The organism is Lysobacter sp. Soil_C_59 (assembly GCF_057656415.1).
Genome location: NZ_JBDGKK010000001.1, coordinates 700734 through 713437, shown reverse-complemented (window position 1 = coordinate 713437; position 12704 = coordinate 700734). Strand labels below are relative to the sequence as shown.

Sequence of the window (12704 nt, the reverse complement as noted above, 5' to 3'; positions counted from 1 at the left end):
TCCGCGGCAGGGTTGCGGCGCAACGATAGCGTCTTCCGCGCAACCCTGTCTGCGTCTGCGGCGTGTCAGGCCGGCTGCAATGCCGTCACGATTCCGCGCGCCGCCAGCAGCCGCGACTGCGCATCGGGCAGTTCCAGGGTCATGCGCAGCTTGTCCGGCCCCTCCATCCGGTAAAGCTTTGGCTGGCCCTGGATGAGCTTGATGATCGCCATCGGGTCGACGTTGGGCTTCTCGACGAACTGCACGCGACCGCCCTTCTCGCCCAGGTCGAGCTTGCGGATGCCCAGCGTGGTCGCACGCTGCTTGAGCTCGGCAATGGCGAACAGATGCTTGGCCGCGTCGGGCAGCAGGCCGAAGCGGTCGATCATCTCCACCTGCAGTTCGCGCAGCTCGTCGGCGTCGCGTGCGCCGCTGATGCGCTTGTACAAGGTCAGGCGGGTGTGTACGTCGGGCAGGTAGTCGTCCGGGATCAGTGCCGGCACGTGCAGTTCGACGTCGGCGCCGCGGGCGTGGCTGCCGTCTACATCGGGCAGCTCGCCGCGCTTGATCGAACGCACCGCGCGTTCGAGCAGCTCGGTGTAGAGGCTGAAACCGACCTCGGCCATCTGCCCGCTCTGTTCTTCGCCCAGCAGTTCGCCGGCACCGCGGATCTCGAGGTCGTGCGTGGCCAGGGTGAAGCCGGCACCGAGCTCGTCCATCGCCGCGATCGCATCCAGGCGCTTGCGCGCATCGGCGGTGATGGACTTCTTGTCGGGCACTACGAGGTAAGCGTAGGCACGGTGGTGCGAACGGCCGACGCGCCCGCGCAGCTGGTGCAGCTGCGCCAGGCCGAACTTGTCGGCGCGGTTCATGATGATGGTGTTGGCGTTGGGGATGTCGATGCCCGATTCGATGATCGTCGTCGACAGCAGCACGTTGAAGCGCTGCTTGTGGAAGTCGAGCATCACCCGTTCCAGTTCGCGCTCGGGCATCTGGCCGTGGGCGACGCCGATGCGCGCCTCCGGCACCAGTTCCTCCAGCTGGCGCTGCATGCGGCCGATGCTCTCGACGTCGTTGTGCAGGAAGTACACCTGGCCGCCACGCGACAGCTCGCGCTGGAATGCCTCGCGCAACTGCGCGTCATCCCACGGCACCACGAACGTCTGCACCGCCAGGCGATGCGCGGGCGGGGTGGCGATGATCGACAGGTCGCGCAGGCCGGCCATGGCCATGTTGAGCGTGCGCGGAATGGGTGTGGCGGTCATCGTCAGCAGGTGGACGTTGGCGCGCAGTGCCTTCAGCGCTTCCTTCTGGCGCACGCCGAAACGCTGCTCCTCGTCGACGATGACGGCGCCGAGGTCCTTGAAGCGCACGTCCGGCTGCAGCAGGCGGTGGGTGCCGACGACCACGTCAATCTTGCCCTCGGCCACCTTCTCCAGCTCGGCCTTGATCTCCTTGGCGGTCTTGAAGCGCGACAGCACTTCGACCTTGAGCGGCCAGTCGGCGAAGCGGTCGCGCATGGTGCGGTAATGCTGTTCGGCCAGCAGCGTGGTCGGCACCAGCACCGCGACCTGCTTGCCGGCGGCAGCGGCGACGAAGGCGGCACGCACCGCGACCTCGGTCTTGCCGAAGCCGACGTCGCCGCAGATCACGCGGTCCATCGGCTGGCTCGAGCCCAGGTCGCGGATCACCGCTTCGATCGCCGAATGCTGGTCGGGGGTTTCCTCGAACGGGAACGCGGCCGCGAACGGCTCGTACATGCTGCGGTCGATGTCGATCGCGAGGCCGGCGCGGGCCTGGCGCTTGGCCTGGATCTCGAGCAGTTCGGCGGCGACGTCGCGGACCTTTTCGGCGGCCTTGCGCTTGGCCTTGGTCCACTGCTCGCCACCGAGCGAATGCAAGGGCGCGGTTTCGTCGGAGGCACCCGAGTAGCGGTTGATCAGGTGCAGTTGCGCAACCGGCACGTACAACCGGTCGCCCTTGGCGTATTCGATCTCCAGGTACTCGCCCGGCAGGCCGCCGGCTTCGAGCGTGATCAATCCGCGGTAGCGGCCGACGCCGTGGTCCTCGTGGACGATCGGCGCGCCTTCGCTGAGTTCGCCCAGGTCGCGGATGATCGCTTCGGGTTCGCGGCCGACGCGGCGACGACGTCGCGGCTGGCTGGCGCGTTCGGGGAACAGCTGGCGCTCGGTCAGCACCGCGATCGCCGGGTCACTGATAGCGAAGCCGTCATCGAACGGCGCGACCGCGATCGCGAACCGGCTCTGCGCCGGGGCAGCGAATGCCGGCCAGCCCGTCACGACATCGGGCCTGAGGTCCGCGGCCTGCAACAGTTCCAGCAGCGCCTCGCGCCGGCCGGCCGAATCGGCCGCGATCAGCACGCGCCCGGGATAGCTGCCGAGGAAGGATTTGAGCGCATCGGCGGGCGCATGGTCACGTGCGGCGATCGGTAATGCCGGCGCCGGCTGGTCACCCAGTGCCTGCGCGCGATCGCGCTGCGGATGGCCTTCGCCGCAGACTTCGACGCGGTTGCCTTCGTTGAGGCGCTCGCGCAGCGCATTCGGCGCCAGGTACAGCGAGTCCGGCGGCAGCAGCGGGCGTTCCAGGTCGTGGCGACGCTGCTCGTAGCGCTCGCCGGTGTTGGTCCAGAACTGCTCGGCGGCCTCGAAGGCGCCGTCGCCGATCACCGGCAGCATGTCGTCGCCGAGGTAATCGAACAGCGTCGCGGTCTTGTCGAAGAACAGCGGCAGGTAGTACTCGATGCCCGGCGGCGTGAGGCCGGCCTTGAGATCCTGGTAGAGCGCGCTGCGTCGGGTGTCGAGATCGAAGCGGTCGCGCAGGGCGTCAAGCGCGCGCTTGAGCGAGGCGTCATCGAGCGGGACTTCGCGGCCCGGCAGCAGGTGCACCGCGTCGATCTTGTCGAGCGAACGCTGAGACTCAGGATCGAATGCGCGGATCGTGTCGATCTCGTCATCGAGCAGTTCGACGCGGAACGGCTGCTCGGCACCCATCGGATAGACATCGAGCAGGCCACCGCGCACCGCGAAGTCGCCCGGATCCAGCACCTGCGGCACGTGGCGATAACCCGCCGATTCGAGCCGGCGCTTCTCCGCGTCCAGGTCCAGGCGCTGGCCCAGCTTCACGTCGAAGCTGCCGCCGACGATGTGCTTGAGCGGTGCCAGCCGCTGCAGCAGGGTCTGCACGGGTACCACTACGATCCCGCGCTTGAGCGTCGGCAGGCGATGCAGCGCCGACAAGCGCTGGCTGACGATGTCCGGGTGCGGGCTGAAGATGTCGTAGGGCAGGGTCTCCCAGTCAGGGAATGCCAGCACCGGCACTTCGGTCTGTCCGGCCAGCAGCGTCTGCAGGTCGGACTCGAGCTGGTGCGCGGTCTGGTTGTCGCGAGCCACCGCCAGCACGGGGCCTGCGTGCGCGCGCGCTGCCGAGGCAATGTGGAAGGCCAGCGCGGAAGGCGATGCCGGCGCGCGCCACCAGGCGCGCTGCTGTCCGGCCTTGGGCAAGGGCGGAGTGGGGAAATCGGACTTCGGCATCAGGGGGATCTCTTCCGGTTCTCGCGATCGGGAAAACGAGTGCAGCGCCGGCAGCCATCGCCGCCAGCGCAAAGAGGCTGCATTTTACGTGAGTGGGGCGGGGAGGACCCGGGAGGCCCGGCCTGCACCGCAGTGTTCCAGGAAAGGCGACAATAATCGCTTGCAAGTAGATAGCGCGCTATATAAAGTGCGAAGCATGAAGACCGCAGCCACCAGACCATCCAGGACCAAGGCGCCGCAGACGCTCGACGAGCAGCTGTGCTTTGCCCTGTACTCGACCGGGCTGGCGCTGAACAAGGTCTACCGCAAGCTGCTCGGCCCGCTCGGACTGACCTACCCGCAGTACCTGGCGATGCTGGTGTTGTGGGAGCGCGACGGGATCACCGTCAGCGAAATAGGTGAACGCCTGTTCCTGGATTCGGCCACGCTGACGCCGCTGCTCAAGCGGATGCAGGGCGCCGGTCTGATCACCCGTACCCGCGCGCTCGACGACGAGCGCCAGGTCATCATCGCGTTGACCGCGGAAGGGCGCGCGCTCAAGGCCAAGGCCCGGACTGTCCCGGCCGACCTGGTCTGCGCGGCGGAGTGCTCGATCGACGAAATGGTGTCGCTCAAGCACCAGCTCGAGTCCCTGCGCGGGAGCCTGGCGAAGAACGCATGAGCGCCCATGGATCCGACATATACATAGTGCACGATCAACTATCGCGCTAGTTACAACCCACCGCCGGCAACGGCACATCCCGCAAGCCCCCCAAAGGAGTCATCCCATGTCCCTCGACAAAGTCCTCTACACCGCCCACGCCAACGTCACCGGTGGCCGCGATGGTCGCGCCGTCTCTTCCGACAACGTGCTCGACGTCAAGCTCACCACGCCGCGCGAACTCGGTGGCGCTGGCGGCGAAGGCACCAACCCGGAGCAGCTGTTCGCTGCCGGTTACTCGGCCTGCTTCATCGGCGCACTGAAGGTCGTCGCCTCGCGCGAGAAGATCGCCTTCCCGGCAGACGCCAGCATCGAAGGCAGCGTCGGCATCGGCCCGGTCGGCCAGGCGTTCGGCATCCAGGCCGAGCTGAAGATCTCGCTGCCGGGCCTGTCGCGCGAGCAGGCAGAAGCGCTGGTTGAAAAGGCCCACCAGGTCTGCCCGTACTCGAACGCGACCCGCGGCAACATCGACGTCACCCTGACGATCGTCTGACCCCTTCCGTAGGAGCGAGCTTGCTCGCGACCAGACGTTCAAGTGACTTCACGGTCTGGTCGCGAGCAAGCTCGCTCCTACAGGTTGTCAGGGGCGTGCTTCCAGCACCAGGTTGAACGGTGTCTGCGTGGCCCGGCGGAAGCGCTTGAACCCGGCTTCCTCCAGCACGGCGCGCAAGCGCGCCTCTCCGGCCTGCGCGCCCAGCGCCGGTCCGTTGCGCGCCAGCGATACCGGCACGCAGATCTGCGAAGACGCACCGTAGTAGACCCGACCGACCGGGTTGAGGTTCTCCTCGACGCTGTCGCCGGCGAAGGGCTCGACCAGCAGGCAGGTGCCGTCGGGCTTGAGCGCGTGCAGTGCATGACGCGCCGCGCCGACCGGGTCGGCCATGTCGTGCAGGCAATCGAAGAACGCGATCAGGTCGAAATGATTGCCGCTGTAGCTGGTGGCGTCAGCCACTTCGAAGTAGGCATTGTCGACACGCGCCTGGCGGGCGCGTTCACTGGCCACTTCTATCGAGCCGGCGTGGTAGTCGTAGCCGATGAAACTCGATTTCGGAAATGCCTGCGCCATCAGCGTCGTGCTCGCGCCGTGCCCGCAACCGACGTCCGCGGCCTTGCCGCCGGCCTTGAGTTTCTCGAGCACGCCGTCGAGCGCCGGCAGCCAGCTGGTGATCAGGTTGGCGTTGTAACCGGCGCGGAAGAAACGTTCGGTGCCGTGGAACAGGCACGGATGGTGCTCGCCCCATTCCATGCCCTTGCCAGTGCGGAAATTGTCCTTGGTGCGCTCCAGCGCATGGAACGTCGCTTCGACCAGCGAGTACGCACCGGGCAGGTCGACCGGTCCGCCCGGATCGGCCAGGCACAGCGCCTGCTCCGGGCTCAACGAATAGGTGTCGGCGGCGGCGTCGTACTCGACATACCCACCTGCGGCCTGGTTGCCGAGCCATTCGCGCACGTAGCGCTCGTTTGTGTCGGTTTCCGATGCCAGTTGCACCGAGGTCATGGGTCGCTTCGCCAGGGCGCGGTACAGGCCGAGCTGGTCGCCGACCAGCATCAGCGTGGCGCTCATCGCTGCGCCGAGGTCACCCACGGCGTGGCCCAGGAACTGGTTGAGGCGTTCTTCGTTGACGGTCATGGCAGGTCCGGAAGGTAGGGTCCTTCCATGGACGCGCGGCAGCACCTTGCCGCTAGGCCCCCCGAGCAAAGATTTGAACGCGACCACGCCGTCCTTGCGGACAGGTCAGGCTTTGCGTGCCTTCAGGTCCAGTGCGACCCGGATCAGGCCGGGTGCGTCCTGCTGGAACTCGCGCTGGAAGCCCAGTGACTCGGCCAGCGAAAGCATCGCCTGGTTGTGCTCGAACACATCCCCGTACACACGGTCGAGCTTCTTGCCGCGGGCCCACTTCACCAGGCGCGTCATCAGGTACCGGCCCAGGCCCATGCCAGCCACGTAATGGCTGACCAGGATCGCGAACTCCGCATCCTTGCCGTTCTCGTCGATGGCGATGCGCGCCACTGCGCCGACCAGGGCTTCGCCCGGCGGCAACGGCTCGGCCGCGACCAGTGCGAATTCAGTCTTGGGGTTGATGCGCGTCATCCGGTCTGCCATGTCCGTGGTCAGCTCCTTGAGCGCATACAGAAAGCGCTGGCGGACCTCTTCGGGCTCTAGCAGGGAGAAGCTCGCACGGATCGGTTCGGCGTCTTCGGGCCGAATCGGGCGTATCAGCACTTCGCGCCCGTTGGGAAGGCGCATTCTTTCGTGCCAAGGCGGGAGTCGTTCGCGCGCGGCCATGGGCGGATATTGGCACACTTCCCCGCAGAGGCGTATTCACAATCTTCACAAGACGCCCTCCGGGCGGGGGCCGTTCATCGGCCGGCCGGCGGGGCGGGGGCAGGGAAGGAACACATGAACGAAGAGACGTTGCGGACCTGGCTGGCACCGTGGCCGGGGGTCGAGGAGTCGGTGAAATGGGAGGACGACCTGGTCTTCTCGGTCGCCGGCAAGATGTTCTGCGTGATCTGCCTGCGCGGGCCCAAGGCCGGCAGCATGAGCTTCAAGGTCGAGGATGAGAGGTTCCTGGAACTGACCGAGCGGCCGGGCTTCATCCCCGCCCCGTACCTTGCCCGGGCGCACTGGGTCTACATGGAGCAGCCCAAGCGGGTTCCCGCCAGGGAGCTGCGCGACCTGGTCCGCCGCAGCTATGAGCTGGTCCGCGAGAAACTGCCGAAGAAGACCCAGCGCGAACTCGCCGACTGACCGGTGGGCGATCACGGCCCGCGCTGGCCGGCCATGTGCCGATGCTAGACTCGCGCGGTTCAGGTTTCGCACCAAAGTTCCGCACTCCGGCGACCCAGACACTAAGGAAGGCACATGGCAGGTGGTGGTGATTCGACCCGCGCGATCCTGTTCGCGCTGGGTGCCAATTTCGCGATCGCGGTCGCCAAGGGCGTGGCTGCGTTCTTCACCGGATCCAGCGCGATGCTGGCCGAGACGGTGCATTCGCTGGCCGACTGCGGCAACCAGCTGCTGCTGTTGCTCGGCATGCGCCAGGCGCGCAAGCCGCCTTCGCCGGAATACCCGCTCGGCTATGGCAAGGCGATCTATTTCTGGTCGTTCCTGGTGGCGGTGATGCTGTTCACCGTCGGCGGCATGTTCTCTCTGTACGAGGGCATCCACAAACTCCAGCACCCCGAGCCGATCAAGCACTGGTACTGGGCAGCGGGCGTGCTCACCTTCGGCATCATCGCCGAGGCGGTGTCGATGCGCGCGTGCCTGGTCGAGGTCAACAAGGCGCGTGGTGGCCGCAACCTGTGGCAGTGGTTCCGCGAGAGTCGCCAGGCCGAACTGGTGGTGATCTTCGGCGAGGACCTGGCGGCGCTGTTCGGCCTGGTGTTCGCACTGGTCGCGGTGCTGCTGGCAGCGGTCACCGGCAACCCGTTGTGGGATGCGATCGGCACAATCACGATTGGCGCGCTGTTGATCGTGGTCGCGGTGTTCGTCGCGATCGAGGTCAAGGCGATGCTGATCGGGCAGAGTGTGGACCCGGCGCGTCAGCAGCAGATGCGCGAGTTCCTCGATGCGCGTCCGGAGATCCAGCAGGTGATCAGCCTGATCACGCTGCAGCTGGGCAACGAGGTGCTGGTCTCGGTGCAGGCGCACATGCGCGAGGAGCACAGCGTCGCGGCCCTGACCGAGCAGATCAACACGGTCGAGCGGGCGCTCAAGCAGAGCTTCCCGGAAGTGCGCTGGAGCTTCTTCGAGCCCGACATAAAAATGGATTGACGTCCCGTCGTCCCGGCGAACGCCGGGACCCAGGCTGTCACGCTTCCAGCCTCGTCACCGTCGTCCCGGCAACCGCCGGGACCCATTCTGACGTCGCCGCCCTACGCCGCCCGCACCAGCCACTCCAGCCGGCTGGCCGCGCCCGGCCCTTCGCCGAGCTCCTTGGACAGCAGCGGCAGCACACCCGCCAGCGACTGGTCCAGTTGCCAGGGCGGGTTGAGGATCAGCAGGCCGCTGCCGTTCATGCGCAGCGGCGAGTCGTCGGCGCGGACCAGCAGTTCGGCCACGAACGACGACTTGGCCGGGATCGCCGCGGCGCGCCGGTAGAACGGCTGCAGTGCACGGCGCAGCTTGATCGGATACCACAGGGCGAACGTCCCCTGCGGCCAGCGGCTGATGCCTTCGCGCAGCGCCCCGATGGCGGTGTCGAATTCCTCGAGCTGCGCTTCGTAGGGCGGGTCGATCAGGACCAGGCCGCGGTTGTAGCGGGTTTCGCCGATGCGCGCCGGCAACAGTGCCTTCATCGCGGCATAGCCGTCGCGGGCATGCACGGCAACGCGCGGATCGCGCTCGAACACGGACTTGAGCTGGCCGGCTTCCTCCGGCAGCAGTTCACAGGCGGCAATCCGGTCCTGTTCGCGCAAGGCATGCGCCAGCAGCCAGGGCGAGCCCGGATAGCTGGCCTGCCCATGTTCGTGGCGGCAGGCGCGGATCGCGGCCAGGTAGCGCGCAATGGCAGGGTGCTTGGGCGCCTCGGCGATCAACCGGCCGATGCCACCTTCGGCCTCGCCGGTGCGCTGCGCCGAATTGCTGTCGAGCGCGTACAGGCCACGGCCGGCATGGGTGTCGAGTGCGAACACCGGCGCCGGCTTGGCGACCAGGGCGTCGCAGATCGCCAGCAGCGCGATGTGCTTGAGCACGTCGGCATGGTTGCCGGCGTGGAACGCGTGACGGTAATTCATGGGGGATGGGGGAGCGGGGACCCGCACAATCTACACGCACCGCTCGTTCCGGGCTTGGTTGGCGGGCTGCTACGCTTGCCCGGACACGCTCCGGCTGCACTTTCGGACCCCGATTGCCACCCATGCACATCCTGCTGGTAGAAGACGAACCCGCCATCGCCGACATCGTCCTGCACGCCCTGCGCGCGGACGGTTTCGAGGCGTCGCATTGCCTCACCGGGCGCGACGCGCTGGCGCTGGCGCGCGGCCAGGCCTTCGACCTGGCGGTGCTGGACGTGGGCCTGCCCGACATCGGCGGCTTCGCGCTGTGCCGCGAGCTGCGCCGCGGGCGCGACCTGCCGGTGATCTTCCTGACCGCGCACAACGCCGAGGCCGAACGCATCCTCGGCCTGGAAATAGGTGGCGACGACTACGTGACCAAGCCCTTCTCGCCGCGCGAGCTGGTGGCGCGCGTGCGCGTGGTCCTGCGCCGCCTGCACCACGAGGCGCCTGCCGCCGCCGGTTTCGTCCACGATGTCGAGGGCAAGCGCATCACCTTCCGCCGCCAGCTGCTCGACCTCACGCGTTATGAGTACGGGCTGCTGGCCGCGTTGCTGCAGCGCCCCGGCGCCGTGTTGTCGCGGGCGCAGTTGATGGATCGGGTCTGGGGCAACGCCCTCGACAGCGGCGATCGCACCGTCGACACGCACATCAAGACGCTGCGGGCGAAACTGCGCGACGTCGCGCCCGACATCGATCCGATCCGCACGCACCGGGGCCTGGGCTACTCGCTCGAGGTGGACAGGAGCGACGCAGATCCGCGCGAAGCAGATCCTCGTCAGGCACCGCGCGAATGAAGATCGGCCTGCGCATCTTCCTCGGCTATTTCCTGATCGTCGCGCTGGCGGGTTTGCTGTTGGCGCAGGTGTTCGTCGCCGAGGTCAAGCCCGGTGTACGCCAGGCGATGGAAGACACCCTGGTCGACACCGCCAACGTGCTCGCCGAGCTCGCCAGCGACGACTTCATCGCCGGCCGCATCGACGACGGCACGTTTGCCCGCCGGGTAAGGGCGATGGCGCGACGCGACTACGGCGCCAGGATCTGGGGCTTCGGCAAGCGATCCTCGCAATACCGCATCTATGTCACCGACGCCCGTGGCATCGTCGTGTTCGACAGCAGCGGTCGCGACGTCGGTGCCGACTACTCACGCTGGAACGACGTCTACCTGACGCTGCGAGGCAAGTACGGCGCGCGTTCAAGCCGCAGCGCATACGCCGATCCGGATTCGACGGTGATGCACGTGGCCGCGCCGATCCGCGATGGCCAGGGCAAGGTCGTCGGCGTGCTGACGGTGGCCAAGCCCAACAGCGCGATCGCACCGTTCATCGAACGCAGCCAGGGCGTGGTGATGCGCTGGGGCGCCGTGCTGCTGGGCGTGTCGCTGCTGGTGGGCCTGGTCGCAGCGTGGTGGTTGTCGCGCCAGCTGAGCGAGTTGCGGAAGTACGCCAACGGCGTCACCGCCGGCGAGCGCGTCACCTTGCCGCATGCCGCGGGTGAGTTCGGCGATCTCGGCCAGGCGCTGGAGACGATGCGCGTGCGCCTGGAAGGCAAGCAGTACGTCGAGCAGTACGTGCACACCCTGACGCACGAGATGAAGAGCCCGCTGGCGGCGATCCGCGGCAGCGCCGAACTGCTCGAAGGCCCGCTCGAGGAAACCGACCGGATCCGCTTCGCGGCCGCCATCCGCAGCCAGAGCGACCGGCTGGCGCAGATGATCGACAAGATGCTGGCACTGGCCGCGGTCGAGCATCGCCAGCGCCTGGAGCAACCCGAGCCGGTGGCGCTGGCGGTACTGGCCGAAGAGGCGATCGCGCAATGCACGACCCGGCTTGCACGTTCGCAGGTCGCAATGGACGTCGATCTTCCAGCCGACCTGCCGACCATCGACGGCGATCCGTTCCTGCTGCGCCAGGCGCTGATCAACCTGATCGAGAACGCGGCCGATTTCGCCCCGGCCGGCAGCCGCATCGAGCTGGGCCTGCAGCGCGAAGGCGAGCACCAGGTCCTCGAGGTCCGCGACCGCGGCGCCGGCATTCCGGACTACGCCCGCGACCGAGTGTTCGAACGCTTCTACTCGCTGCCGCGCCCTGGCAACGGCAGTCGCAGCAGCGGCCTGGGCCTGTGCTTCGTCGCCGAAGTGGCCACCCTGCACGGCGGCGAGGCGAGTCTGCGGAACCGTGAAGGCGGCGGTGCCGTCGCCCGCCTGTCGCTGCCTGGCTGAGAGCGGGGACTTCACCCTCGCTTCACCGTGGCGCCATCGTCGCCACGCGTTCGCCTCCGATCCTGTCGCCATTACCCGGACAGGAGTTGCACATGCGCCTTGCTTTCAAGATCGTCATGGTCGTCGCGATGACCATCGCGATCCTGATTCCGCTGCTGATGATCGGCGGCGTGATCGATGAGCGACAGAACTACCGCGCGCAGGCGGTCGCCGATATCGCCCGCAGTTACGCCGGCGCCCAGTCGTTCGCCGGCCCGGTGCTGGTGGTGCCCTATACCGAGACCGTCGAGGTCGAGGAGGCCGACAAGTACAACGTGGTCCACAAGGTCCAGCGCGAAGTGACCCGCCACTGGACCTTCTTTCCGACGACGCTCGACGTGCGCGGACCGATGCGTCCGAGCACGCGCAAGCGCGGCCTGCACGAAGTGCGGGTGTACGAGTGGCACGGCAAGGCCAAGGCACACTTCGAGGCGCTGATTCCGGCGCCGGAGGCTGTTCCGCGCAGGATCGGCAAGCCCTGGCTGAGCTATGGCATCGCCGACGTGCGCGGTCTGCGCGCAACGCCGCAGTTGCGCATCAACGGCCGCAGCCTGGCCGTGGAGGAAGGCCTGGGCAGCCGCGGTGGTTCGGGCCTGCATGTGCGCCTGGCCGCGCCGCAGGCAGGTGAGGTGCTCAAACTCGACACCGAACTGGACCTGGTCCTGGGCGGCACCGAATCGCTGGCGCTGGTGCCGCTGGGCAAGAGCAACCGCTTCGGCCTGCAGTCGAGTTGGCAGCACCCCAGCTTCGGCGGCAGCTCGCCTCGCCACGAGCTCGATGCTTCCGGCTTCAAGGCCGACTGGGAGATCGCCTCGGTCGCGACCAATGCCCAGCGCCAGTACCAGCAGGGGCAGCTCCTGCCGGACCTGCGCGGCGGTATCTCCGACATGGGCGGCATCGATGCGGTCGGCGTGTCGCTGATCGATCCGGTCAACATCTACAGCAAGGCCGATCGGGCGACCAAGTACGGCCTGCTGTTCGTGCTGCTGACCTTCGTCGGGTTCTTCCTCTTCGAGCTGATCAAGCAGTTGCCGATCCACCCGATCCAGTACGGCCTGGTCGGCCTGGCGCTGGCGATCTTCTTCCTGCTGCTGGTCAGCCTCAGCGAGCACATCGACTTCGCCATCGCCTACCTGGTCGCCAGCGTCGCCTGCATCGGCCTGATCGGGTTCTACCTGGTCGCGGTGCTGCGCAGCGTTGGCCGCGGCCTGGGTTTCGCCGCCATGCTGGCCACGCTCTATGCTGCGCTGTATGGCCTGCTGGTGTCGGAGGACAACGCCCTGGTGCTCGGCGCCGGACTGCTGTTCCTGGTCCTGGCCGCGATCATGGTGGTCACCCGCCGGGTGGACTGGTATCAATTGGCCGGATCGCGACCGGCGCCGCGTGATCTCGCCCGAGATGCGGCTGCTCGTCATGAACCTGCCTGACCGCACTG

11 protein-coding genes are annotated in these 12704 nt (G+C 67.4%); 7 read left to right on the top strand and 4 right to left on the bottom strand.

Annotated elements, in window-relative coordinates:
* Window positions 1-65 precede the first annotated feature (65 nt).
* Window positions 66-3530 carry a transcription-repair coupling factor gene (gene mfd / locus AC3A3Q_RS03155; protein WP_487584832.1) on the bottom strand — a complete coding sequence of 1155 codons (3465 nt, stop codon included), beginning with the start codon at window positions 3528-3530 and terminating at the stop codon, window positions 66-68.
* A 196-nt stretch (window positions 3531-3726) separates the two neighbouring features.
* On the opposite strand from mfd, the gene AC3A3Q_RS03150 reads away from it, so the two are divergent.
* Entirely contained in the window at window positions 3727-4191 is a 465-nt protein-coding gene (locus AC3A3Q_RS03150) for a MarR family winged helix-turn-helix transcriptional regulator (protein ID WP_487584831.1), read from the top strand.
* A 106-nt stretch (window positions 4192-4297) separates the two neighbouring features.
* Entirely contained in the window at window positions 4298-4723 is a 426-nt protein-coding gene (locus AC3A3Q_RS03145; protein WP_487584830.1) for an organic hydroperoxide resistance protein, read from the top strand.
* Between the two features lie 87 nt (window positions 4724-4810).
* Here the strand turns inward: AC3A3Q_RS03145 and AC3A3Q_RS03140 are convergent, their stop codons facing one another.
* The gene (locus tag AC3A3Q_RS03140; protein ID WP_487584829.1) at window positions 4811-5860 is read right to left on the bottom strand and encodes a class I SAM-dependent methyltransferase; all 1050 of its coding nucleotides are present in this window, start codon (window positions 5858-5860) and stop codon (window positions 4811-4813) included.
* Between the two features lie 105 nt (window positions 5861-5965).
* Complete coding sequence (locus tag AC3A3Q_RS03135) at window positions 5966-6517, bottom strand: GNAT family N-acetyltransferase (RefSeq protein ID WP_200604539.1); 552 nt, start codon at window positions 6515-6517, stop codon at window positions 5966-5968.
* A 114-nt stretch (window positions 6518-6631) separates the two neighbouring features.
* Here AC3A3Q_RS03135 and AC3A3Q_RS03130 point away from each other — a divergent pair, with 114 nt between their 5' ends.
* Together AC3A3Q_RS03130 and AC3A3Q_RS03125 are read left to right on the top strand one after the other, a co-directional pair.
* On the top strand, window positions 6632-6982 hold the full coding sequence (locus tag AC3A3Q_RS03130; RefSeq protein ID WP_487584828.1) for an MmcQ/YjbR family DNA-binding protein: 351 nt from the start codon (window positions 6632-6634) through the stop codon (window positions 6980-6982).
* Window positions 6983-7096: 114 nt separating this feature from the next.
* Window positions 7097-8008: a cation diffusion facilitator family transporter gene (locus AC3A3Q_RS03125; protein ID WP_487584827.1), complete on the top strand. Its 912-nt coding sequence runs from the start codon at window positions 7097-7099 to the stop codon at window positions 8006-8008.
* 101 nt (window positions 8009-8109) lie between these two features.
* Here AC3A3Q_RS03125 and AC3A3Q_RS03120 read toward each other — a convergent pair whose 3' ends face one another.
* A complete protein-coding gene (locus AC3A3Q_RS03120; RefSeq protein ID WP_487584826.1) occupies window positions 8110-8970 on the bottom strand; it encodes a 23S rRNA (adenine(2030)-N(6))-methyltransferase RlmJ in 861 nt (286 codons plus the stop codon).
* Window positions 8971-9092: 122 nt separating this feature from the next.
* Between AC3A3Q_RS03120 and creB the strand changes: the two genes are divergently transcribed.
* The 3 genes from creB to creD all read left to right on the top strand — a co-directional run bounded on the left by creB (window position 9093) and on the right by creD (window position 12696).
* Window positions 9093-9806, top strand: coding sequence for a two-component system response regulator CreB (gene creB, locus AC3A3Q_RS03115; RefSeq protein ID WP_487584825.1), 714 nt, complete (start codon window positions 9093-9095; stop codon window positions 9804-9806).
* Window positions 9803-11230 carry a two-component system sensor histidine kinase CreC gene (creC, locus tag AC3A3Q_RS03110; protein ID WP_487584824.1) on the top strand — a complete coding sequence of 476 codons (1428 nt, stop codon included), beginning with the start codon at window positions 9803-9805 and terminating at the stop codon, window positions 11228-11230. Before creB ends, creC begins: the two co-directional genes overlap by 4 nt.
* Before the next feature lie 92 nt (window positions 11231-11322).
* Complete coding sequence (gene creD / locus AC3A3Q_RS03105) at window positions 11323-12696, top strand: cell envelope integrity protein CreD (RefSeq protein ID WP_487584823.1); 1374 nt, start codon at window positions 11323-11325, stop codon at window positions 12694-12696.
* Window positions 12697-12704: the final 8 nt, after the last annotated feature.

Bases quoted from the DNA above. Each gene is read 5' to 3' on its own strand.
- AC3A3Q_RS03145 (WP_487584830.1), top strand. From the start codon at position 4,298: ATGTCCCTCGACAAAGTCCTCTACACCGCCCACGCCAACGTCACCGGT.
- AC3A3Q_RS03120 (WP_487584826.1), bottom strand. From the start codon at position 8,970: ATGAATTACCGTCACGCGTTCCACGCCGGCAACCATGCCGACGTGCTC.
- creB (WP_487584825.1), top strand. From the start codon at position 9,093: ATGCACATCCTGCTGGTAGAAGACGAACCCGCCATCGCCGACATCGTC.
- creD (WP_487584823.1), top strand. From the start codon at position 11,323: ATGCGCCTTGCTTTCAAGATCGTCATGGTCGTCGCGATGACCATCGCG.
- creC (WP_487584824.1), top strand. From the start codon at position 9,803: ATGAAGATCGGCCTGCGCATCTTCCTCGGCTATTTCCTGATCGTCGCG.
- AC3A3Q_RS03125 (WP_487584827.1), top strand. From the start codon at position 7,097: ATGGCAGGTGGTGGTGATTCGACCCGCGCGATCCTGTTCGCGCTGGGT.
- mfd (WP_487584832.1), bottom strand. From the start codon at position 3,530: ATGCCGAAGTCCGATTTCCCCACTCCGCCCTTGCCCAAGGCCGGACAG.
- AC3A3Q_RS03135 (WP_200604539.1), bottom strand. From the start codon at position 6,517: ATGGCCGCGCGCGAACGACTCCCGCCTTGGCACGAAAGAATGCGCCTT.
- AC3A3Q_RS03150 (WP_487584831.1), top strand. From the start codon at position 3,727: ATGAAGACCGCAGCCACCAGACCATCCAGGACCAAGGCGCCGCAGACG.
- AC3A3Q_RS03130 (WP_487584828.1), top strand. From the start codon at position 6,632: ATGAACGAAGAGACGTTGCGGACCTGGCTGGCACCGTGGCCGGGGGTC.
- AC3A3Q_RS03140 (WP_487584829.1), bottom strand. From the start codon at position 5,860: ATGACCGTCAACGAAGAACGCCTCAACCAGTTCCTGGGCCACGCCGTG.